Below are 24,348 nucleotides of genomic sequence, written 5' to 3' on the forward strand. Positions count from 1 at the left end.
TTTATGTTTTGCTCACAATGCTCGCTTAAACATAGCGTGTGAATTTTTTCGGGTCGAAAGCCGCTCGAATGGCTTCACCAATAAAGGTCACCATTACCAGAACCAGAACAATAGAAGTCACTACTGACGCAACAATCCATGGCGAATCTAAGTTTGACTTACCTTGTTGCAGTAGTTCACCCCAACTTGGCGTTGGTGGCATCAAGCCTAATCCTAGGTAATCGAGAGCAGTCAGTGCTGTGATGTTAGCTGCAATAGTGAAAGGCGCTAGGGTTACAATCATCACCATCGTATTTGGCAAGATGTGATTAAACAAGATACGTCCGGTCGATGCCCCTAAAGCACGAGCCGCCATTACATATTCTCGTGCCGCTTCTTTATAGGTCATGGTCCGCATGTACCATGTCATCCCCATCCAAGTGAAAAGCACGTTAATAGCGACAAAGAGAGCGAACGTCGGCTGAACGATTGAGACAAGAATCATAATGACGTACAAAAACGGGACCATTGACCAGATTTCGATAAGTCGCTGTACAAACAAGTCAAATTTACCGCCCCAAAAACCCATAGCACAACCGACTGCAGTACCGATCGCGTAGGAAATGGCCATCGTAAGCAACGCAAATCCCATCGCCGTTCTGAATCCGTAGACGAGTCGCGCCAAAATATCGCGACCTATCACATCTGTACCTAAATAATGCTTATTTTCGGCACTAGGCGCTGTTGGCGGGAAATCACCACTAAAATCTTGTTCGTATGGGTTCCACGGCACAAGCGGCAAAATAACAAAGTTGTCGCCCCCTTCAGCCTCAAACGCTTTTTGCAGTACACGATAATCGGCTTCACTGGATGACTCTTGGCCGAATTCGCTACCTAAACGTACGTCACTGACAACAGGAAAATAGTAGCTACCATCGTACTTGACGACTAGCGCTTTACTGTTGATCAAAAGTTCGGCGAATAGAGAAAGGATCAACATGATAGAAAGAGCAACAAACGACCAATAGCCTCGTTTGATCTCTTTAAAGTGACGAATTTTCTTTTGAGTTAATGGACTAACTTTAATCATGTTACGCTCCAAACTTCACACGTGGGTCGACTAAAGCAACACAAATATCTGAAATGATGTTACCAATGAGCAGTAACAACGCATTAATGGCGACAATACCCATAACAACAGGGTAATCACGCTCCATGATTGATTCGTAACCCAATAAGCCAATGCCATCAATATTGAAGATAACTTCAATCAGGAAGGCACCGGTCATGAAGAACAACAAAGAGTTACCAAAGTGACTCGCGATCGGAATTAAGCTGTTACGCAACGCGTGCTTACGAACTGCTTTTTTGAAAGGTAATCCTTTCGCAATTGCGGTGCGGATGTAATCTGAGGAAAGGTTTTCCATCAGGTTATTTTTCATTGTCATCGTCAGCGTGGCAAAATCACCAATGAGGTAACAGATCAAAGGCAACACCGCATGCCACATAATGTCTTTAGCGCGTTCAAAGAAGGTTTCGTAATCGTCGAAGTCATCGCCGACAAAGCCTCCCATCGGAAACCATTCCAAGTGATAACTAAATAACGTGATCAGCAATACACCCACCACATAACCTGGTAGCGCGTAGCCTACGAAAATGAGTACTGAAGAGGCGGAATCAAACACAGAACCGTGCTTGAGCGCCTTATAGTAACCAAGAGGAATCGAGATAAAATAACTAATAAAGAAGGTCATGCCGCCATAAAACAACGACACTGGCAAACGCTCTGCGATCATATCCGAGACAGGCTCGTAGTAACGCGTCGACTCGCCAAGATCTAGCATTACCAAACGACTTAACCACTCGACGTACGCTTCCGTTACAGGTTTATCCAGGCCATAAAACGCATTCAGCTCCGCGATTTGATCGTCAGAAAGGGCCGTATTACCACCCGCAGACGTCATTGATGCGGCGCCATCTCCCTGAGACTGCATTTGTGACAACATGCGTTCAACAGGTCCGCCAGGCACGAAACGAGTGATAGCAAAGATGAGAATAGTTATCCCGAGAAACGTTGGGATAACCAACGCCAAACGGCGTAAAAAGTACGACAGCATATACAACTTGCTCCTTGTCTACTGTCCAGTTCAAACGGAGTGAAAGAGGATATTTTCCGCCCAAAATGGTGCATATTTATCTCGTAGTAACTAAAACTGTTGAAGCACACTCCCTGCGCCTCAAGAGCTAGACTTTTCTACTACTGCAATAATTTCAGCGTCATATTTATCTTGAATCCACATCAGCTTCAAGTGTTTGAAACCAAAACATGACAAACTTCCTTCGATGTCGAAAAACAGAAATGTTTTTGTAAAAAATTATAAAAAACCACAAAAATAATTCATACAGAATATCAATCTAGGCTGTTTAGAGCCAAAACCCTACATAAAAATGCACCCTACACACATAAATAGACACATAATCCAAGGTTATATTTGACCTAAAAATACGAGTGAGCCCTTTAACAGCAATGGGTATCATATTTTGATACCACCTAATAAGTTCGAGCTAACAAAGTATGGATTCGATATAAAACTCATCTCAGAACAATTCACTGGAAAAATATCTTTTTCCAGATTCAATTACCCACTAAAAAACCATAGGCAAGATAAGTCATTAAAGTTTATAAGAAACACAAAATACGGTGTTTTATTGAAATTTAATCTCGATGCATAAACCTTATTCGGTTTTTTATTCCGCCTTTTAAACAAAGCCTGGTTATTTACATCTTTTTTACATTTAAGCATCCCCGTTTACCACTGGTTTGACTTCCTTTTTTCATCTCGGTTATACATTGGCCGAACGTTAACGAAATATTAACGTCACATTTGGCCGCTATGCGGCCAGACATAGGAAATAATAATAATCGGAGCAACAAGGATGTATAAAAACACAACCGCTTTATCTGTTGCGATAAGCCTTGCTTTGGGGACAGCAGCAGTTGCAGCCCCAGCAACAGCACTGGCAGAAGAGCAGCAAGTTGAAAAACTTCAAAAGATGAAAGTTACTGGTTCGCGTATCTCCACGACGGATATGGAAGGTCCATCACCAGTTACTGTTATTAATAGTAAAGACATTGAGTCTAAAGGCTTTAACAGCGCGCAAGACGTATTGAACAGTTTGACCCAAAACACAGGTGGTGTAATGGCTCAAACAGACTCTTTCTCGTTTACACCAGCAGCGCAGTCAGTCAACTTACGTGGCCTTGGCGCGTCACGCACATTGATTCTTATTGATGGCCGTCGTCTTCCTCAATACCCGCTAGCACAAGATGGTACATCTAACTTCCAAGATATCGGCCAAATCCCTGTCGCCGCTATTGAGCGTGTTGAAGTAATGACCGACTCAGGTTCTGCTATCTACGGCTCCGACGCAATCGGTGGTGTCGTAAACTTCATTTTAAAGAAAGACTTTGATGGCGTTTCTGTAAAAGTACGCGCGGGTGACGCGACGGATGGTGGTTACCAAAATGGTCGTTTAGACGTTGTAGCTGGCAAAAACTTTGACGACAAACGTATTCTCTTCGTTGGCCAATTTGCGGGCAACGAAATGCTAAAGCAATCTGACCGAGATGATTGGGCTGGCGATGACGGTTCTAGCCGTTCTCAGCTAAGTGGCTACTCTAGCTACGGTGCAAACTTTGAAGGCGCCAACGGAACACTTCTAACACCAGCTGATGCTGGTTCTTCATGTAAAGAAGTCGTTGGTGATGCCGCGATTGAACGAGCGGATGGAAAGTGTGGTGTTAACCGCTCTGCATACCGAACATTAAAACCAGAAAACAAACAAGTAGACCTACTTTTACGTGGTGAAATGGACATTAACGACAATGTCACTGCCATGGCAGAAGCCCGTTTTGGCTACAAGTCTACAGAATCTGAATTCGAACCTAACCCTTACAGCGTTGAAGTTGATGCCACTCACTTCCGCGGCGAAGGCGAATACACTCGCCGTATGGTCGAATTTGGACCACGCGAAAGTAACACTGAAGCCGATTCTTTTGGCTTAACCTTAGGCTTGAACGGCCTGCTTGCTGATACGTATGATTGGGACCTATCCGCTGGTTACTCTGAGCAAAGCGTTGAAACAAGCAACCCAGCAATCTTCCTAACTCTCGACCAAGCTGTACAAAATGGTGATGTCGATCTTCTAGGGCCTATCTCTCAAGACGTTGTAGACAAATACAGCGGCACTTCAAGCAAAGAAGCCTACTCAAAGCTTTACTCTGTTAACGGCTCACTGGCTGGTGATTTGGTTGAACTTCCTGCAGGTATGTCTGGCTTTGCTGTTTATGGTGAATGGAACCGTACTGACTACAATGAGACGATTGATGCTACAACAGCAGCTGGTGGTTTCTCTGGCCTAGGTGGAACATCAGGCGGCGGTGACCGTGATCAGATTGGTCTTGGTGTTGAAGCTCTTATTCCTATCATTGAAGATTTAGAAATGACTGTCGCTGGTCGTTACGACCACTACTTCGACGACTCGGCAACTGGCGGCGCATTCACTCCTAAAGTAGCCCTAGCATACCGTCCTACTGACACCCTATTGCTACGTGGTAGCTACGGTCTAGGCTTCCGAGCTCCAGACTTGAAGCGACTATTTGGTGATCAAACTCGAGGCTTTGGTTCTGGTTTTGACCCTGTGCTTTGTGCCAACGCTGGTGGTAGCGGCCCACAAGATAAAGACAAGTACCCAGAGTGTGATACTCAGTACTTCGATACGCTTAATGGACCTAACTCAGAGCTGAAAGAAGAAACAAGTACAAACATTAACTTGGGCCTAGCGTGGGAGCCTGTGGATGATCTTGGTGTAACCGTTGACTGGTACCACATCAAGATGGAAGACGTCGTAACAGCACCAACTTACCAAGACGTAATTAACGATCCAGGTAAATACCCAGGTACTGAAGTCGTTCGTAACCCAGATGGCACCATCAAGTCGGTATCCTATGGTCCAGTGAACCAGTCGTATGAAGAGCGTTCTGGTATTGACCTAGCGATCAAATACGCATACGACACTAATGAGTTCGGTTCATTTAACACGCGTGTTGCTGTAACGAAGATCTTGATTGCTGAATATCAAGAAAACGACAGCGAGCCTGTAACGGATGAAAGAGATTTCATGCCTGAATACACCGCAACGTTAAATCTTGGCTGGGCATATGAAGATGTCGCTATCAACCTATTTGGTAAATACCGCGACCGTATGTGTTCAAGCTACGCAAACCGTTACTACTTTGATGACTGTGATTCTGCTAAAAAAGCGGGTTACAAAGCAGAAATCGCTAGTATGACAACGTGGAACCTAACGGCTTCTTACCAATTCAACGAGAGTGGTCGTGTAACTCTTGGTGCTATCAACATGTTTGACAAAGTACCGCCTGCAGATCCTCTAAGCGATACCTCTCCATTCTATGCAACTGGGTATGACGATCCAATCGGACGTCAGCTATACGTCGAGGCATCATACGACTTCTAAAAAATATTTGGCGCGGGTTTTCCGCGCCCTTTTCGACTGACTAAAACACTGACAAGGATGCAACCATGAAATTCAAGGAATTTGGTCTCAGTGCCATAGCTGCAGCATTGCTTACTATCAGTAGTAGCTCTATAGCGGCCAACTCTGGTGCTGTCGTTTCCACACAAGCAAAAGCAAATCAATCTTCAGAAGCTTCGCAACAAAAAATCGACAATTATGCCGAAAGTACTGAAGGCATGTTGGCAGAATACAAAGGCTTACTACGTCAAATCGACAGCATGAAAGTCTACAACGAGCAAATTAATCGTATGGTTCAATCACAGCAAGGTGAATTGGACTCATTAAATAACCAAATTGCTCAGATCGATCAAACGGCAACAGAAGTAGTGCCACTAACACTTAAAATGATCGATGCACTCGATGAGTTTGTGACTCTCGATCTGCCTTTCCAGAAAAAAGAACGTAATAAACGTGTCCAAGAACTGCGTCGTCTCATGGATCGCGCCGACGTAACGACTTCTGAGAAATTCCGTAAAGTGATGGAAGCCTACCAAATTGAAGAAGGCTTCTCTCGCTCAATTGAATCTTACAAAGCTAGCCTAGATAGAAATGGGGAAACCGTGACTTACGATTTCCTACGTATTGGTCGCACGGCGCTTTTATTCCAATCTCCAGACGGTGGTGAGACAGGTATGTGGAACCAACAAACACGTCAATGGGAAACATTACCGGAAAGCTACCGCATAGCGGTACAGCAAGGCCTTCGAATCGCGAAGAAGCAAGCGCCACCAGCGCTAATCAAATTGCCTGTATATGCTGGGGAGGAATAAGAGATGAAAGGATTCAAAACTCTAGCCGCTGGTCTACTAGCGAGCTTATTTATGGCTTCAGGCGTACAAGCAGAAACGCCTAAAAACCTATCTGAACTACTCAAAAACGTAAAATCAGAAAGCATCGTTGAGTCAAAAGAGAACAAAGCCCGTGAAGCTGAGTTCAAGAACAACCGAGATAAGCAAGCAGCATTATTGCAACAGGCTCGTGAAGAGCTAGCTTCACAGCAAGCACTGGGCGATCAACTTAAAGCGACATTTGATGAAAACGATAAGCAGCTGACTGAACTAACAGAAACCTTACGTGTTCGCTCTGGTACTTTGGGCGAAATGTTTGGTGTGGTCCGCCAATATGCGGGCGAGTTTAAAGGCTTATTTGCAGCCTCTCAAAACGCAGTTCAGTTCCCAGAGCGTGACGCTCTATTAACGAAACTGGCTGAAAGTAAAGAACTGCCATCAACACAAGAGCTAGAAGCATTCTGGCATACCATTCTTCAACAAGTGGTTGCCTCAGGCAAGACAGCAACAACCCAAGCAACGGTTGTTTATGGCGAAGGTAAAGAAGCGGTTCGCGATGTTACTCTTGTCGGTGAATTTAACGCGATTGCCGATGGTAAGTACGTTACTTATGTACCTCAAACAGGTAAGTTCGAAGAACTCTCTCGACAGCCTCGCACCAATATTACACGTCATGTTGCGGGCTTTGAGTCAGCGTCAAACAGCTATGAGCCACTGTTTATTGACCCATCCCGTGGTGTAATTCTGTCTCTACTTGTACAAAGCCCTACCGTTCAAGAACGTATTGATCAAGGTGGCATTGTAGGTTACGTCATCCTTGGTATGGGTGCAGTTGGCGCTATCATTGCTCTAGTTTGCTTCCTACGCCTTCAAGTGATTGGCGGTAAAATGCGTAAGCAAGCGAAATCAGAAACCGTGATTCCTGGTAACCCTCTGGGTGAAGTTATCCAGGCTTACCAAGAGCACAAAGGTGACAACCTTGAAGATCTGGAAGCGAAACTGGACGAAATCATCCTACGTAACGCACCGAGCATTGAACGCTTTATCAGCTCAATCAAACTGTTCGCTTCTGTAGCACCTCTACTTGGTCTACTGGGTACGGTAATGGGCATGATCGGCACATTCCAAGCCATTACTCTGTTCGGTACCGGCGATCCTAAACTGATGGCTGGCGGTATTTCTGAAGCTCTTGTTACAACCATGTTAGGTCTGGTTGTCGCAATTCCATTACTGTTCCTTTACACCATCGTACACAGTAAAGGTCGTCGTTTGGTTCAAACTCTTGAAGAACAGAGTGCAGGCTTCATCGCTCGCTATCAGGAAAAACTACATAAAGCCGAAAGCTAAGGAGGCGTTATGTGGTGGTTAGTTGGAGAACTTGAATCAATTAGGCGCTTCTTGGGAATGGGTGGCGATGTACTCGTCGCCATCTTCATCCTCAGCTTTATGCTGTGGGCAGTATTGTTAGAACGTTGGTTCTATTTTGCTGCCGTCGCTCCAAAAGCCATGAAAAAAGCCGTTGGCTCATGGCAGGGGCGATCAGAGCACCAGAGCTGGAACGCTAAGATGATCCGACAAGAAATTGTTTCTCGTCAGGACATTGAGAATAAAAAGGGCCTGCCAATCGTGAAAGTGTTGATTGCGCTTTGTCCCTTACTGGGTTTGCTCGGCACCGTTGTTGGCATGATCCAAGTATTCGACATCTTAGCGGTAACAGGAACAGGAAGCCCTCGAGCAATGGCCTCGGGGATCTCAAAGGCAACAATCCCAACTTTAGCCGGGATGGTGGCTTCTCTATCAGGACTGTTCTTTAGTTCACGTCTTGATCATTTAGCCAAAGTCACAACGCAAAAGCTGGAAGATAAGCTAAAGCATATTGCCTGAGTAAATGGAATTAGAGGTATAGGTCATGAAAAGACGCTATAGCAGTGATAGCAGTGATGAAACCGCTATCGATATGACACCGATGCTCGACATCGTATTCATCATGTTGATCTTCTTTATCGTAACAACATCGTTCGTAAAAGAAGCTGGTCTAGAAGTAAACCGCCCGACAGCAAGCTCTGCGCAAACCGTGAAAAAAGGTAACATCATGGTCGCAGTTGGTGCGGCGGGTGATGTTTGGGTTGATAAACGCCGCATCGAAGTGGACGCGGTTCGCGCGAATATTGAACGTCTTCGTGCAGAAAGCCCTGATGGCGCAGTTGTTATCCAAGCCGACACAGAAGCAAATGCTGGCGTAGTCGTGAAGGTTATGGACCAGATCAAAATGGCAGGTGTAGAAAGCATCTCCATTGCCGCAACCAATAAGGATTAAGCTTATGCGGTATCTGGCCTCAATTGCACTGGCGCTCATTGTCTCCCTCGGGTTGTTCTGGGGGATGGACAAGCTAGTAAACAAAGAGCGCCACGAGTTAGTGTCGAATGATGACCTGCGTATGGTCGAGTTTATTCGCATTAAACCAGACGAAAAAATACAGGAGAAAAAACGCGAACTTCCAAAGCCACCACCGCCTAAGCGTCCGCCGCCGCCGCCAGAAATGAAAGTGACAGCGACAGTAAAACCGGTGATGGAGCAGACCCCAATGGATATGCCAAAGCTTGACCTACCCGTAAATGTTACAGGTGGTTCGGTGCTTGGACATTATAGCCAGGGTGGAGGTGCGCAACTCGCGGGTAGCGGAGGTCCAACACCTCTAGCGACATTCCAACCTCAAATGCCTAGGAAGGCTGCGAAAGCAGGAATAGAAAAAGGGGTCGTCTTATTAGAGTTTACTGTAAACGCACGTGGTGCCGTAGAGGACATCAAAGTTCTTAAAGAGCAACCACGACGCTTAGGTCTCGGTCGAGCGGCAAGAAAAACAGTCTCTAAATGGACATTTAAACCAAAATTGGTTGACGGGAAACCTGTTAGCTCGCGCCTATCGCAAGAAATAGAGTTCTCAACCAATTAAGGAGTCACGATGAAAAGTTTATGGAAAAGCAAAGTGGCTTCTTTAATTCTCTTCGCAGGAGTGGCAATGGCCGCTCCTACGATGGCAAAAGAAGCTCCTCAGTTATCAGATCGGACATTTCGAACCGTTAACAAAGTGCAAGAGTTGATCGCAACTGAAAAATATTCAGCAGCAAAAGAAAAACTAGCAAGCGCTTTAGAAAGCACAAGTTCGAAAAAATACGACCGAGCAGTTTTACTTCAGCAGACTGGCTTTTTGTATTCGCTACAAGACAATTATGTGCAAGCAGCAAAATACTTTGCCGAAGCATTACAGCTCGACGCACTTCCCGTTCCTGTTGCTCAACAAGTTCGCTACAGCTTGGCTCAGCTTTACCTAGCTGAAGAAAAGTATACGTTGTCTGTAAAAACGATGAAGGAATGGTTCAAGGTTGCAGAAACAACCAAAGAGAAGCCTCAAGCTCATGCTTATATCACGTTAGCGAGCGCTTATGTTCAGTTGGAAGATTACAAAAATGCAATCCCGCCAACCAAAAAAGCCATCGCGATGAGCAAGAGCCCAAGTGAGTCTTGGTACTTAATTCTCGTTGCATCTCACTACGAGTTAGGCCAGCTGAAAAGCGTTGCCAGTGTACTCAAAACTCTGACTTCAAAGTACCCTCAGAAAAAGCGTTACTGGATGCAACTTTCTGGTGTCTACATGGAGCTAGGTCAAGAACGCAACTCTCTAGCCACCCTAGAAATGGTTTACAAAATGGGGAAACTAGAAGGAGAGAAGGAATATTTACGCTTTGTAAACTTCTTGGCTTATCAAGGTATTCCATATAAAGCAGCCAAAACTCTTGAAAAGGAAATGGCAGCTGGAAACATTGAAAAGACGAAGGAAAACTATGACCGCCTAGCCAGTTTCTGGCAGCAAGCTAAAGAGCTAGATAAATCAATTCTCGCTTATAAAAAGTCATATAACCTCGCTCCTTCTGCTAAAACGCAAATTCAGATTGCTCGCTTAATGATACAAGACAAGCAGTATTCTGAAGCAACTCGTTTTGTAGAAAGCGCGGCATCCAGTGCCTCTAAAGAGCAAAAGGCAGAACTTGAATACATTCGCGGGATGGCCTATTTCGAGCTTAAGCAACCACAAAAGGCCTTGCAGGCGATGAAAGGCGCTGCTCAATCGCCAAAATTCAGGTCAACCGTTAGCCCTTGGATAAATTTCCTAGAGTCTCAAGGATAATTCGAAGATTAAGTGTGAGTCAGTCGCACGCCTGGGGAAGTGAAAGCTTCCCCTTTTTTCCGTTTTATCTTTATTAACCCCTATTTTTAACCAGAGTCACTCACGCAAGCCAAATCGGGACTCTAAACCTAAAATCAGCACACTAAACGGTTGTAGAAATGGTTTTAATAACAGAGTGCGCGGATGGTAAGTCCTGTACCACGCTCCTTCTTCGCTGTTTAGGAACACTCTGGCGTAAGTAACTATTTCATCTGGGACGATCACAGACAGAAAGATCAACTGGTAACAAAATAGAGATCATGATACTCTTCGCCTCCATTTTTCTGGCGGGATTATCACCAATATCCACCCCTTTGGTGGTTGATTTCTCAATGCCAGTGCTATCGTTATAAGAATGTCGAACTTTCCTTCGGCACTCAATCAATCCAATCAAAAGTGGAACAGTACAATGGGCAAAGGTACTCTCTATATCGTATCTGCACCTAGCGGCGCAGGTAAATCTAGCTTGATCTCAGCGATGTTGGAACGCAACCCAACCTACGCAATGAAAGTGTCTGTGTCTCACACCACGCGCAACATGCGACCTGGTGAAGAAAATGGTGTCCACTACCATTTTGTAGCGAAAGATGAGTTTGAAGCCCTGATCGCTAAAGGTGACTTCCTAGAATACGCAGAAGTGTTTGGTAATTATTACGGCACATCTCGTGTATGGATTGAAGAAACACTAAATAAAGGTATCGACGTTTTTCTAGATATCGACTGGCAAGGCGCACGCCAAATCCGTGAACAAATGCCAGAAGCCAAAAGCATCTTCATCCTGCCACCATCAAACGGTGAGTTAGAGCGTCGCTTGAACACTCGTGGTCAAGATAGCGATGAAGTGATCGCAAAGCGTATGGCTGAAGCCAAGTCGGAAATCTCTCATTACAACGAGTACGACTACGTGATCGTAAACGACGATTTTGATACCGCGTTGATGGATTTTAAAGCTATCTTGCGTGCTGAAAGATTGAAGGAAGAAAAGCAAGCTGCTAAATATAAAGGTATGCTTGACGCGTTGTTAGCAGAGTAACTTCAAAAAAGTCACGCTGTAAAACATAAAGAATTTCCCGTTTTTTGCCCAGTGCGAAAAACACAATAAACTACCTGAGAAAGTCCACAAACGGTGGCTTGTCTAATTGCTAGTAAATAAAGTAGTTAGGTTGTATACTTTCTCGTCATTCTAAAATTTTAGTTAACTATTTGGAGTCCTCATGGCACGCGTAACTGTTCAAGACGCTGTTGAAAAAGTTGGCAACCGTTTCGACCTAGTACTGATTGCGGCTCGCCGCGCTCGTCAAATGCAAACTGGCGGTAAAGATGCACTAGTGCCAGAAGAGAACGATAAGCCAACGGTTATCGCTCTACGCGAAATCGAAGAAGGTTTAATTACTAAAGAAGTTCTAGACGCTCGTGAACGTCAAGAACAGCAAGAGCAAGAAGCGGCAGAGCTAGCGGCAGTAAGCAGCATCGCTCACAACCGTTAATTCTGACTTTAGAATTCAACAACCTCCCGGGCCTATAATTTGTATCTATTCGATAGCCTCAAAGACGTTGCCCAAGAATACCTAACAGAGCCTCAGATTGAGGCTCTGCGTCAATCTTATGTGGTAGCGAGAGATGCCCATGAAGGGCAAACCCGCTCTAGCGGTGAACCATACATCATCCACCCTGTCGCTGTGGCTCGTATCTTGGCCGAAATGCGCCTTGATATCGAAACCCTCCAAGCTGCTTTGCTGCATGACGTCATTGAAGACTGTGATGTAACTAAAGAAGATCTCGAAGAGAAATTCGGCAACACTGTCGCAGAATTGGTTGATGGTGTATCTAAACTGGACAAACTCAAATTCCGCGATAGGAAAGAGGCTCAGGCTGAAAACTTTCGTAAGATGGTTCTGGCCATGGTGCAAGATATCCGCGTCATTCTGATCAAACTGGCTGACCGCACGCACAACATGCGTACGCTTGGCGCGCTTCGACCAGATAAAAAGCGTCGTATTGCTCGTGAAACGTTAGAAATTTACGCGCCCCTCGCTCATCGTCTTGGTATTCACAATATCAAAACCGAACTCGAAGAGTTGGGCTTTGAGGCGCTATATCCCAACCGCTACCGCGTACTAAAAGAAGTGGTTAAAGCCGCACGTGGTAATCGTAAAGAGATGATCCAACGCATTCACAGCGAAATAGAAGGCCGTCTGCAAGATTTTGGCTTGAATGCTCGCGTCGTTGGTCGTGAGAAAAACCTGTTCTCTATCTACAACAAGATGAAAACCAAAGAACAGCGCTTTCACACCATCATGGATATCTATGCGTTCCGAGTCGTTGTTGATACCGCTGATACTTGTTATCGCGTTTTAGGCCAAGTACACAGCTTGTATAAGCCACGTCCTGGTCGCATGAAAGATTACATCGCGGTACCAAAGGCGAACGGCTATCAATCGCTACACACTTCCATGGTTGGCCCACACGGCGTACCTGTTGAAGTTCAGATCCGCACTGAAGATATGGATCAAATGGCGGACAAAGGTGTCGCGGCACACTGGTCTTACAAAGACAAAGGCGACAAGTCTGGTACCACTGCGCAAGTGAAAGCTCAGCGTTGGATGCAAAGCCTGTTAGAGCTACAACAAAGCGCGGGTAACTCATTCGAATTCATTGAAAACGTAAAATCCGATCTTTTCCCAGATGAGATTTACGTCTTCACACCAAAAGGTCGTATCGTTGAACTACCTTTAGGCGCAACGGCTGTCGACTTTGCCTATGCCGTACATACCGATGTAGGCAACTCTTGTGTTGGTGCTCGTGTTGATCGTAACCCTTACCCATTGAGTAAGGCATTGAAAAACGGTCAGACAGTGGAAATTATCAGTGCCCCTGGTGCGCGTCCGAATGCGGCATGGCTGAACTATGTCGTGACTTCTCGTGCCCGCACTAAGATTCGACAAGTACTGAAAACGATGCGTCGTGAAGAGTCGATTACTTTAGGTCGTCGCCTACTTAATCACGCACTTGGCCGTCACTCGATTGATTCAATTTATCCAGAAAATATCCAAGAAGTCTTGAATGATCTTCGCCTAGAAAGCATCGATGATTTATTGGCTGCTATTGGATTGGGTGAGTTGATGAGCATTGTGATCGCACGTCGTCTCCTTGGTGACACCGAAGAGCTCACGACAACAAGTTCAATCCCAACGGACTCGAAGAAGAAGCTTCCGATTCGTGGCGCAGAAGGCTTATTGCTGACGTTTGCAAATTGTTGTCATCCTATCCCAGATGATCACATTATTGCTCACGTATCGCCTGGTCGTGGTTTGGTTGTTCACCGAGAAACATGTCCGAACGTTCGTGGTTATCAGAAAGAGCCAGACCGTTATATGGCTGTCGCTTGGTCTGAAGACTACGATAAAGAGTTCATTGCTGAACTTAAAGTCGACATGCTTAACAACCAAGGTGCTCTTGCAGAACTTACCAACGTGATCTCGAAAACAGGATCAAACATTCATGGCCTTTCAACGGAAGAACGTGATGGTCGTCTATACACTGTGACTGTGCTGTTGACGACGAAAGATCGTGTCCACCTTGCTGGTATCATGCGTAAGATTAAGGCAATGCCTCAAGCAACCCGAGTCAGACGCAGAAAGAACTAACCTCTATCGCCACCTACTCTGTTAGGTGGCGATTTTTTATACCTCAATAAATATGAACCTAGAACGTTACAACCGTATTCACCAAGTCCTAAAAACTCGCCAAACTGATCTGACACTTTGTCTCGAAGAAGTACATAAGCCAAACAACGTCTCTGCTGTGATCCGCACCGCTGACGCGACAGGCTTACACAAAGTTCACGCAATTTGGCCAGACAAAATGCGTACGCTGAGCCATACCTCAGCTGGCGCGCGTAACTGGGTTGAAGTGGATACTCACGATTCGATTGAAACTGCGATTACCGAACTCAAAGCGCAAGGTATGCAGGTTTTGGTGACCAATCTTTCGGACACCGCCGTCGATTTTCGCGAGATCGACTACACCAGACCAACGGCAATCATTTTAGGCAGTGAAAAAGTTGGCGCTTCGGAGCAAGCCAAACAGCTTGCCGATCAAGACATTATTATCCCAATGGTGGGCATGGTGCAGTCACTAAACGTATCGGTTGCCAGTGCCGTAATTTTGTATGAAGCGCAACGTCAACGTGAAGCCGCAGGCATGTACGACCGAGAAGAAAGCGCTCTGCCTAAAGAGACAATCAACCGTATTCTCTTTGAACGTGGTCACCCAGTGCTGGCAAAGGTCGCGAAACGAAAAGGGCTCGTTTACCCACCACTCGATGAAGAAGGTCAAATCATCGCCGATGACGCGTGGTGGCAAGAGATGCAAAGCAAGTAACAGACTTTCGTCATCCTGAACGGCGGCGAAGGAGCGTGGTTCAGGATCTAATTCTCAAATATACAGATGCTGATAGTGTTAACTTCAGCGACATACTTGTTGGAAATAGAATCGTGATGTCGCTAAAGCTCCTCGGAATGATAGGTTATCAGTCAAATCATGACACTAACTAAAGCATGACTATTTTTTCCTGTACAAAAACACAGCTCCATGGTTAACATACTGCTATGTTAACCATTTTCTTGAGCCCTCTATGTCCGCCCAAATGTTATCTGGCGTCCCATTAACCTCCCTTTCTGGAGTTGGCGCGAAAGTCGCAGAAAAACTCGCCAAAGTTGGCTTACATAGCGTTCAAGATTTGCTGTTTCACCTTCCGTTACGCTACGAAGATCGTACTCGTATTTACCCTATTGCCAAACTGCATGCTGGCCTTTGGGCGGCCGTGCAAGGTAAGGTCATGGCAGTCGACACCATCTTCGGTAAGCGCAAAATGCTAACGGTAAAAATCAGCGACGGTAATGGCACTATCACGCTGCGCTTTTTCAACTTTACCGCAGCCATGAAGAACAATTTCACGCAAGGTAAGTTAGTACATGCTTACGGTGAAATTAAGCGCGGTGGCATGGGTTTGGAAATTGTTCATCCTGACTACAAGTTTTACGTTAGCGAGCAAAAGCCCGATGTAGAACAGAGCTTAACCCCTGTTTATCCCACCACCGATGGTTTACGCCAAATCACATTGCGCAACCTTACCGAACAAGCTTTAGCCCTGCTTGATAAAACCGCAGTGCAGGAATTACTTCCAGCGGGGTTGTATGACCATCAAATCACGATGTCGCAAGCGCTGCACACCATTCATCGCCCACCACCAACCATTAATTTAGATGAGTTTGACGAAGGCAAACATCCTGCCCAAATCCGCTTGATCATGGAAGAATTGCTCGCACAAAACTTATCGATGCTAGCGGTGCGTAGCAAAGGTCAGAAGGATTCAGCGCTACCTCTCGGTCCTTGTAATAAACTAAAAACGCAGCTTTTAGCCCAACTGCCTTTCTCTCCTACAAACGCTCAAACCCGAGTAGTACAAGAGATTGAAGCCGATCTAGAAAAACCGCACCCAATGATGCGATTAGTGCAAGGCGATGTTGGTTCGGGGAAAACGTTGGTTGCCGCTTTGGCCGCTGTTAGAGCCATTGAGCATGGCCATCAGGTGGCACTCATGGCGCCAACCGAACTATTGGCCGAGCAACACGCTATCAACTTCGCAAACTGGTTTGAAACAATGGGCATTCAAGTCGGTTGGTTAGCGGGCAAACTCAAAGGTAAGGCAAAGGAAGCCGAGTTGGCTCGTATTGCCAGTGGTGAAGCAAAAATGGTAGTGGGTACTCACGCGCTATTTCAAGAGCACGTTGAATTTCATCACCTTGCTTTGGTCATCATTGATGAACAGCACCGCTTCGGTGTCCATCAGCGATTAGAATTGCGTGAAAAAGGCGCAAAACAAGGCGCCTACCCACATCAGTTGATCATGACGGCGACGCCTATTCCTCGGACCTTAGCGATGACCGCTTACGCCGATCTGGAAACTTCCGTGATTGACGAACTGCCACCGGGTCGAACGCCGATTCAAACCGTTGCCATTCCAGATACAAAACGTGACGACATCGTCGAGCGTGTCCGAAATGCCTGCTTAAACGAAGGCAAGCAGGCATATTGGGTGTGTACCCTGATTGATGAGTCGGAAGTATTAGAAGCGCAAGCCGCAGCAGATACCGCAGAAGAGCTTCAACGTAAGCTACCGGACGTAAAAATTGGTCTAGTACACGGACGAATGAAGCCGGCAGAGAAACAAGCGGTGATGCAAGATTTCAAAGACAATAAACTGCATTTGCTGGTCGCAACGACAGTGATTGAAGTTGGTGTGGATGTGCCAAACTCTAGCTTGATGATCATAGAAAACCCTGAACGTCTTGGTTTGGCACAATTACACCAGTTAAGAGGTCGCGTGGGCCGAGGTTCCGTTGCTAGCCATTGTGTGCTGCTGTACCACTCTCCGCTGTCAAAAACCGCGCAAAAACGTCTCGGAGTACTACGTGAAAGTAACGATGGCTTCGTCATTGCGCAGAAAGACCTAGAAATTCGTGGCCCTGGAGAACTATTGGGTACAAAGCAGACAGGTATTGCTGATTTCAAAATCGCAGACTTAGTTCGAGATCAACGCCTGATTCCCGAAGTTCAGCGTATTGCGCGTCATATTCATGACAATTACCCGACTAACGCAACAGCGATTATCGATCGCTGGTTGGGTGAGCGGGATATTTACTCCAAAGCGTAATGATTGGAAGCGAGCCAAATGGCTCGTTTTTTAATACGCCAAAAACAAAGCAAACGTTTGCTTTTTGAGTAAATCTCTCTATAATCGCGCACAAATTTTTAAGTGTGTTAGATCACACTCCACCAACCTGAGTTGACTCTGATTAACAGCAATCACAGGTAACGACGTCAACTCCACCCTGCTCTCCCATTCAGCGAGAACTAGGGAAATATTGCGACTAGCGAGACAAACAATGACAACTTCAAACCGATCTTCGGAACTGGTCTATCAACTCAACGATCGACCACCTTTGCCTCAAACCATTTTTGCCGCACTTCAGCACTTATTGGCTATGTTCGTCGCGGTTATCACTCCGTCACTGATCATCTGTCAGTCTTTGGGTGTACCAGCAGACCAAACGAATACCATCATCAGCATGTCTTTGTTTGCGTCAGGCGTGTCTTCGTTTATTCAAATTCGCACCGTTGGCCCAATTGGCTCTGGTTTGCTCTCTGTTCAAGGCACCAGCTTTAACTTTTTAGGTCCTATTATTGGTGCAGGCCTATCGCTGAAAGCCGGTGGAGCAGACATCAGTACCATGATGGCTGCCATTTTTGGTACGATTTTAGTCGCATCATTTGCAGAAATTTTTCTATCTCGCGTGTTGGAGCATGCCCGCCGAATCATCACTCCGCTTGTTTCAGGCATCGTCGTCACTCTTATCGGTCTCACACTGATTCAAGTCGGCTTAGTATCAATGGGCGGTGGCTACGCAGCATTAAATGAAGGAACCTTCGGCAGCTTAGACAAACTTGCTCTGGCTGGGACGGTACTTGGATTAATTGTGATTTTAAACCGCTCGAAAAACCCATACATCCGTGTGGCTTCAATCGTGATTGCGATGCTAGTGGGCTACATCATGGCGTATTTTATGGGGATGGTAGATACTTCTCAGCTAGGCGCAACCGAGATCGTAGCACTGCCCGTACCAATGCAATATGGCTTATCGTTTGACTGGTCTCTGTTCATTCCGCTGGTACTGATTTTCTTTATTACCGCACTAGAAGCCATCGGTGATATTACCGCAACATCTGAAGTGTCTGGTGAGCCAGTAAAAGGCCCAGTGTACATGAAACGCATTAAGGGCGGTGTGTTAGCAGACGGCTTAAACTCTGCAATCGCAGCCGTTTTCAACAGCTTCCCGAACTCAACGTTTAGCCAGAATAACGGCATCATCATGCTAACAGGAGTCGCGAGCCGCTACGTGGGTTACTTTATTTCTGGCATGTTAGTGATTCTTGGCTTGTTTCCTGGCGTCGCTAGCTTTGTTCAGCTGATTCCTGAGCCAGTACTTGGCGGCGCAACGATTGTCATGTTTGGTACGATTGCTGCCGCTGGTGTGCGTATTATCTCTCGTGTTGAGCTCGATCGCCGCGCAATTCTGATCATGGCCTTATCCTTCTCAATGGGACTTGGTATCGCACAAAAACCAGAGATCCTGCAATTTATGCCAGAATTTATTAAGAGTATTTTCTCAACTGGTGTTGCAGCAGGTGGCATCACAGCGATCATTTTAAATCTACTTCTGCCAGAGAAACTGGAAGACGAAGATGAACTTCCTCAGGAAGCGAAAGAGTCTTAAGATTATTGAGAATAAGAAAAGCCCAACCTATTTAGGTTGGGCTTTTTGTTTTAAAGGGTGCAGGCCATCGACTTACTTGGTAGGAAAACTGATTTGAGCGATTAAACCGCCTTCACTGCGATTACGTATCACCACAGAGCCTGAATGCTGGCTGATTATACGCTTCACAATCGCCAACCCTAGCCCAGTGCCTTCACTACCGCGAGCGGTGTCACCACGCGTAAAGGGTTCAAATAACCTCGCGATTTGAGAATGCTCGATACCCGGTCCGTTGTCCTCTACTGAAATCCACACTAGCTGCTTATCTGCTGTCACACCAGTGCTGACTTTGACCCAGCCATTACCATAACGTAGCGCATTCACAACTAAATTACTGATCGCCCGCTTAATCGCAATCGCGCTTCCTTTGGCTGGTGGCAAGTTAAGATTAAGATCTGTTTCAATTTCAACCTCATAGCCACCTTCAGAACTGGCAACGTCACTGGCAATCGTACTGATATCAACCGCTTCAAACGATTCTTGGTTCAACGGTTTGAGATAATCCATAAACTGACTGATGATCTCATTACATTCTTCCGTATCGCTAATGATCCCCTCCGCAAGATAGCTGTCCTCAGGAGACATCATTTCTGTCGCTAGGCGAATACGCGTCAGAGGTGTTCGTAAGTCATGGCTAATCCCCGCCATTAATAAGGCTCGGTCCTCTTCTAGCTCTTGAATACCTTTCGACATTTGATTAAAGGCTCGAGTTACAGAGCGAATCTCCGATGCGCCTTTCTCTGCTAAGGGGGGCGGGATCTCACCTCGACCGACGTCTTTCGCGGCTCTCTCTAAAGCCAAAAGTGGACGGTTTTGCAAACGAATAAACAACCAACCACCAGCAATGATCAGCAGCGCCATAATCAAACTGTTACGAAACAGCGGTGCAAAATCTTCTTCTTGCAGCTCAGATAACGGAATACGAATGATGGAGTTCGGCAACTTTTCGATGTGCATCCACAAAATGTAACTTTCATCGCCAAGCAATAAGCGTACTTCTGTAGGCGAACCCAGCTCTTGGCTCATTTCTTCAGACATCAAATCAATCGACATTGCGTGATGAAATTCAATCGCCTTATCGCTGTCAAGGCTGTGAACCGTCACCCCTAATCTTTCTAATAATTGACGCCTTAACGGTGCATCAGACTTTAAAGGTCCTTCATCATCAAGCACCAAATTGAGCTCATGGGCGAGAATTTTATTGAACTGCTGCAAACTCGGCATCAACGCGTAGTTAAAAACGGCGTAGTAAGAGAAAACTTGGCTCGCGAGAAGCAAAGAGATGAACAGCAGAATAGATTGTGTCAGTGAACTTCGGATGCGCATGGAACGTTCCTAGTGGTCCTAATCGCGAAATTTCAGCCTTCAAAGGGAAGGTAATGAAGGCTGAAGTTGCTATAGCCAAGTGCTGGCTATGGAGTGAAGAGGTTACACCTCTTTGCCGTCTGGGACGAAAACATAACCTAGGCCCCATACGGTTTGAATGTAGCGCGGCTTGCTCGGATCGTCTTCTAACATGCGACGTAAACGTGAGATTTGTACGTCAATAGAACGTTCCATTGCAGAATATTCACGGCCACGCGCCATGTTCATCAATTTGTCTCGTGACATTGGCTCACGTGCATTCATCACGAGCGCCTTTAGAACAGCAAACTCTCCAGAGGTGAGTGGCATTGCCTCGTCACCGCGGAACATCTCGCGAGTGCCTAGATTGAGTCGGAACTCCCCGAACTCCACCACTTTTTCTTCCGTGCTTGGTGCACCCGGCAACTCTACGGTTTGGCGGCGTAATACGGCCTTGATGCGAGCCAATAATTCGCGTGGGTTAAACGGTTTTGGCAAATAATCATCCGCCCCTACCTCAAGACCTACGATGCGGTCCACTTCATCACCTTTCGCGGTGAGCATTAAGATTGGCAACATATTGTTCGCGTGGCGTAGACGACGACAAATTGACAAACCGTCTTCACCTGGCAACATTAGGTCTAGCACCATTAAGTGAAAGTTTTCGCGCGTTAGTAGGCGATCCATCTGTTCGCCATTGGCGACACTTCGTACCTGAAAACCTTGCTCAGAAAGGTAACGCTCCAATAGAGCACGTAAACGAGCATCGTCATCAACCACTAAAATTTTATGATTTTCTTGCATTGAAACATCCTTTCAGAAGCGTCTATTGTCGAAAATGTATCACTGTTTTTCCTAACGTGCTCAAGCAAATTGTTACTCTTTTTATCTTAAGCGCTTTATTCTCTCTCTAGCAGATATTTTCAGCACCTACTATTGACCATAATTCCATTCCAGTTCACGTTTGGCCTCAAGCAGCTCTTGCTGTGCCTCAGCCAGCTTGTGACGTTTTTTCTCAATTTTGTCTGCTTTCCCTGAATGCTGAGCTTCGACTAATTCTTCCTCTCGCTCCTCAACTTCTTTAGTCTTTTCTTCCACTTCTGCTTGCAGCTCTTGGCGCAGCTCACCTTCCGAGCATTCATTCTGGATAGCGGAAAGTGCTTGCTCCAAGCCTTTAATGCGATGCTCATTACCTTGCGCTTTTGCATACTCGAGCTGCTGCTCTACCGCTAACTCTTTAGCGTCACAGCCTTTCACTTCATCTTGAGCAAAAACTGAAAGTGAGAAACCTATTGTTAGTGCAGCACTACACATGACTGCTTTGTTCATTTTACTTCTCCGAGAAAGGCACCATGCCTTTATACCAAATATTCTGACGTTGAGACCCAAGTCACTCCTAGTGAACTTCATGAGACTTGAATCGGTGATAAAGCCTCAGTCTTCCGAGGCCGGTTGAATATATTCAATTGAGTTGATGAACCACTCTTTTTCACCTTCTGGGGTGCGTACCGTGAACTCTTCATCCACTTGTTTTTTCAACATCGCTCGCGCCATAGGTGAATCGATAGAGATGTAGTCTTTCGCATCGCCATAAATCTCTTCAGGCCCGACAATACGAAACTTTTTCACTTCTCCTGCCTCATTTTCTATTTCCACCCATGCACCAAAAAAGACTTTGCCTTCTTGTTGCGGAGAATAGTCAACGATCGTGACTTCTGGCAGGAATTTACGAAGGAAGCGGACACGACGGTCGATCTGACGGAGTAAACGTTTATTGAAGGTGTAATCCGCATTTTCTGAGCGATCGCCCAGGCTCGCCGCCCAAGTGACGATCTTGGTGATTTCCGGGCGCTTTTCATTCCAAAGGTAATCATGCTCTTGTTTGAGTTTGTTGTAACCTTCTCGTGTAATCAGCTTAGTTTTCAAATTAACTCCTATCTCAACTAAAAAATGCTGCTCTTTGGCAGCATTAAGGAGATGATATACCCAAAGATCCAATGTTGTTCAGGCTTTGGGTATCAAGGTGATAAGGCGGCCAGAGTGTTACTTTTCGTAATCCGGTTTTTGCGTCACGATGTAATTCGTATCACTCGAAACAACCGCGCCATGTTTTAGGAAGTTTTTACCTAAAATCATGCTGTAATGGAAGCGACCTCGGTCCTGTAAGTTGACTCGGATCTTCTTCTCTAATTCGCCAAGCTTAACATGCATTTCAACCACAGGGCGTACGTTCGCTTTCTCGCCTTTCTTAGCTTTAATACGCATGACATCAACAACAGGCTTGGTAAACGCCTGTTTCATGCCAAGATCGTTCTCATAGGTAAAGCTCACCATGTCTTTGCCGTCTTTCTTAAACTGCTTGATGTTCTTAGCATTGATTGAGCTTACATCTGCACCCGTGTCTAACTTCACAGGGAAAGACATCCCCTCAACTTCAGCCACTTCGATATGGCCAGCTTTGAAAAGTGGCCTTGCATCTAGTAGATGGTCTGCGCGAGTGTTCAGCAACACACCACCCTTGGCTATGTCATGACCAAACACGAAAAAGGGTTGAGTGTCACCCTCATCAAGCACATCGAGCGCAAACTTCATTGATGTGTCTTTTCTACCGAGAAGAAAGTCTCCTTCGACAACAGGGCGAACCGCGCTGCCAACCTTGAGCTTTTTCAACACTGGTTTGGTGATTTTTTCTTCTTTCCCCTCATCGTTCATTAAATAAAACGTGACGGACTCATCCTTACCTTTTTCTGTTACTTCAAACCCATTTACACGCAGTAATGGCGTTTTCACAGTAAAAGTGGGGTAAGCAGGGACGGTATAACCATCAATGGTGACCTGTTCTTCTGGTGAAACGACAAGAGGTTTTGATTTGAGTGCGCTTTTGAACGTTTTTTCTACGCCACCCAATAGATTTTCTTTGTCCGTATCAATAACAAAGTGCTGACTCGCAACGTCCCGACCTAAGCGAATTTGCGAACTGAACTTACTGCGATCACGCAGATACACCAACCAACGTTGAGTTTCATTTTCGCCGACTTTGACGGGTAAATAGACTAAAGGGCGCTCGCTTTTGGTCGTTTTCAGCATTCGTACCAAGGGTAATGTCATTGGATGACGCTTGCCATTCTCGCCCTCTAACATAAAAGATACTTCGTTATGCTTTTTGTCTACCTTGATGTCCAGTGCATGGACGTTGGTATAACGGCTAGAAGTTGAGATGCTGATCTTATATGGCACACCTTCGACTTCAACCGTCTCTTTTTTGCCAATCATTTTTGCGCTTGGCTGTTCTTGAAGATAATCATAACCAGCGAAGACCCATGCGTTATCATCGAGATAAGTTTTACCAATCAAGATAGGAGAAGAGAATTGCGTACGCTTGGTCAGGTTCACTTCCGTATCAACGGTGTGACCAGCGATTGTCATCGGCATTTTTATTGTCGGGCGTAGGATGGGCTTTTTGCTTGTTCGACTGCGAATCGCGCTCACTCTTTCCAGATCATCGGTAATCTGTATTTCCTTCCCTGTATAAGGGTGAGGAACCGTAAAGCTAACCTTTACTTGATATTGCTTAAAGCTGTCGGCGTCCCACTTTGCCTTCGTACCACCTAAGTCATCGACAATTGCCCAAAGTAACTCGTTATCTTTCAAATCTTGGTAATCTGGGTGTGAGCTACTGACATGGATATTCTCCGCATGCATCGATGTCGTATCTGCACCAGTATCAATCTTGCCAATAAATGGCACCGCTTTTAGTTCCGGAATGTCACTGTAGTAGACGCTCTCCACACGCCCTAGTACCAATTTGTTATCGAGCTGATAAACGGGAGCTTGTGTGGTTCCTGAGATAGATTGCGCCCAACTAAGCGGGGCGGCAAGTAAGGCACTCGTAAGCGCTAACGCCAAAGACATTTTTTTCATCATGATTATCCGTATAAGCCGAGGTACATTTAGTGATATCAACAACCGTGGAATTAGGTTAGTCGATAACTGCGGATATAAGTTCTCAATTTAATTACAGTTTTGACATAAATC

At 45.7% G+C, this 24,348-nt stretch carries 20 protein-coding genes; 13 read left to right on the forward strand and 7 right to left on the reverse strand.

Annotated features, from left to right (window positions below):
• Positions 1–25: 25 nt before the first annotated feature.
• Both R7F67_RS01725 and R7F67_RS01730 read right to left on the reverse strand, forming a co-directional pair.
• A complete protein-coding gene (locus tag R7F67_RS01725) occupies positions 26–1,069 on the reverse strand; it encodes an ABC transporter permease (RefSeq protein ID WP_005379369.1) in 1,044 nt (347 codons plus the stop codon).
• 1 nt (position 1,070) lies between these two features.
• Positions 1,071–2,096 (reverse strand): ABC transporter permease subunit, encoded by a 1,026-nt coding sequence (locus R7F67_RS01730; RefSeq protein WP_005384771.1) that lies wholly within the window; start codon positions 2,094–2,096, stop codon positions 1,071–1,073.
• An 820-nt stretch (positions 2,097–2,916) separates the two neighbouring features.
• On the opposite strand from R7F67_RS01730, the gene R7F67_RS01735 reads away from it, so the two are divergent.
• From R7F67_RS01735 to R7F67_RS01795, 13 genes are all read left to right on the forward strand, one after another.
• Positions 2,917–5,517, forward strand: a complete 2,601-nt coding sequence (locus R7F67_RS01735; protein WP_017634998.1) for a TonB-dependent receptor plug domain-containing protein — start codon at positions 2,917–2,919, stop codon at positions 5,515–5,517.
• Between the two features lie 65 nt (positions 5,518–5,582).
• A complete protein-coding gene (locus tag R7F67_RS01740; protein ID WP_005379365.1) occupies positions 5,583–6,347 on the forward strand; it encodes a DUF3450 domain-containing protein in 765 nt (254 codons plus the stop codon).
• Between the two features lie 3 nt (positions 6,348–6,350).
• Positions 6,351–7,712 carry a MotA/TolQ/ExbB proton channel family protein gene (locus R7F67_RS01745; RefSeq protein ID WP_318056814.1) on the forward strand — a complete coding sequence of 454 codons (1,362 nt, stop codon included), beginning with the start codon at positions 6,351–6,353 and terminating at the stop codon, positions 7,710–7,712.
• Positions 7,713–7,721: 9 nt separating this feature from the next.
• Entirely contained in the window at positions 7,722–8,249 is a 528-nt protein-coding gene (locus R7F67_RS01750) for a MotA/TolQ/ExbB proton channel family protein (protein ID WP_005379363.1), read from the forward strand.
• Positions 8,250–8,274: 25 nt separating this feature from the next.
• Positions 8,275–8,682, forward strand: a complete 408-nt coding sequence (locus R7F67_RS01755; RefSeq protein WP_005379359.1) for an ExbD/TolR family protein — start codon at positions 8,275–8,277, stop codon at positions 8,680–8,682.
• Positions 8,683–8,686: 4 nt separating this feature from the next.
• Complete coding sequence (locus tag R7F67_RS01760; protein WP_005379353.1) at positions 8,687–9,319, forward strand: energy transducer TonB; 633 nt, start codon at positions 8,687–8,689, stop codon at positions 9,317–9,319.
• Positions 9,320–9,328: 9 nt separating this feature from the next.
• Entirely contained in the window at positions 9,329–10,552 is a 1,224-nt protein-coding gene (locus R7F67_RS01765) for a tetratricopeptide repeat protein (RefSeq protein WP_005379348.1), read from the forward strand.
• 448 nt (positions 10,553–11,000) lie between these two features.
• The gene (gmk, locus tag R7F67_RS01770) at positions 11,001–11,624 is read left to right on the forward strand and encodes a guanylate kinase (protein WP_005379347.1); all 624 of its coding nucleotides are present in this window, start codon (positions 11,001–11,003) and stop codon (positions 11,622–11,624) included.
• A 181-nt stretch (positions 11,625–11,805) separates the two neighbouring features.
• On the forward strand, positions 11,806–12,078 hold the full coding sequence (gene rpoZ / locus R7F67_RS01775) for a DNA-directed RNA polymerase subunit omega (RefSeq protein ID WP_005379346.1): 273 nt from the start codon (positions 11,806–11,808) through the stop codon (positions 12,076–12,078).
• 39 nt (positions 12,079–12,117) lie between these two features.
• Positions 12,118–14,238 carry a bifunctional GTP diphosphokinase/guanosine-3',5'-bis pyrophosphate 3'-pyrophosphohydrolase gene (gene spoT / locus R7F67_RS01780; RefSeq protein WP_005379340.1) on the forward strand — a complete coding sequence of 707 codons (2,121 nt, stop codon included), beginning with the start codon at positions 12,118–12,120 and terminating at the stop codon, positions 14,236–14,238.
• Between the two features lie 52 nt (positions 14,239–14,290).
• Complete coding sequence (trmH, locus tag R7F67_RS01785; protein ID WP_017635001.1) at positions 14,291–14,974, forward strand: tRNA (guanosine(18)-2'-O)-methyltransferase TrmH; 684 nt, start codon at positions 14,291–14,293, stop codon at positions 14,972–14,974.
• A 253-nt stretch (positions 14,975–15,227) separates the two neighbouring features.
• Positions 15,228–17,309, forward strand: a complete 2,082-nt coding sequence (gene recG, locus R7F67_RS01790; RefSeq protein ID WP_005384733.1) for an ATP-dependent DNA helicase RecG — start codon at positions 15,228–15,230, stop codon at positions 17,307–17,309.
• Positions 17,310–17,541: 232 nt separating this feature from the next.
• A complete protein-coding gene (locus R7F67_RS01795; RefSeq protein WP_025768313.1) occupies positions 17,542–18,930 on the forward strand; it encodes a uracil-xanthine permease family protein in 1,389 nt (462 codons plus the stop codon).
• Between the two features lie 72 nt (positions 18,931–19,002).
• Here the strand turns inward: R7F67_RS01795 and envZ are convergent, their stop codons facing one another.
• From envZ to R7F67_RS01820, 5 genes are all read right to left on the reverse strand, one after another.
• The gene (gene envZ, locus R7F67_RS01800) at positions 19,003–20,295 is read right to left on the reverse strand and encodes a two-component system sensor histidine kinase EnvZ (protein ID WP_318056815.1); all 1,293 of its coding nucleotides are present in this window, start codon (positions 20,293–20,295) and stop codon (positions 19,003–19,005) included.
• A 102-nt stretch (positions 20,296–20,397) separates the two neighbouring features.
• Positions 20,398–21,117 carry a two-component system response regulator OmpR gene (gene ompR, locus R7F67_RS01805; RefSeq protein ID WP_005379333.1) on the reverse strand — a complete coding sequence of 240 codons (720 nt, stop codon included), beginning with the start codon at positions 21,115–21,117 and terminating at the stop codon, positions 20,398–20,400.
• Positions 21,118–21,246: 129 nt separating this feature from the next.
• Complete coding sequence (locus R7F67_RS01810; protein ID WP_017635004.1) at positions 21,247–21,642, reverse strand: DUF1090 domain-containing protein; 396 nt, start codon at positions 21,640–21,642, stop codon at positions 21,247–21,249.
• Between the two features lie 105 nt (positions 21,643–21,747).
• A complete protein-coding gene (gene greB / locus R7F67_RS01815) occupies positions 21,748–22,239 on the reverse strand; it encodes a transcription elongation factor GreB (protein WP_053307281.1) in 492 nt (163 codons plus the stop codon).
• Between the two features lie 117 nt (positions 22,240–22,356).
• Positions 22,357–24,237: an ATP-dependent zinc protease gene (locus R7F67_RS01820; RefSeq protein ID WP_139832030.1), complete on the reverse strand. Its 1,881-nt coding sequence runs from the start codon at positions 24,235–24,237 to the stop codon at positions 22,357–22,359.
• Positions 24,238–24,348 lie beyond the last annotated feature (111 nt).

The organism is Vibrio sp. YT-17, assembly GCF_033337375.1.
Classification (GTDB): domain Bacteria; phylum Pseudomonadota; class Gammaproteobacteria; order Enterobacterales; family Vibrionaceae; genus Vibrio; species Vibrio alginolyticus.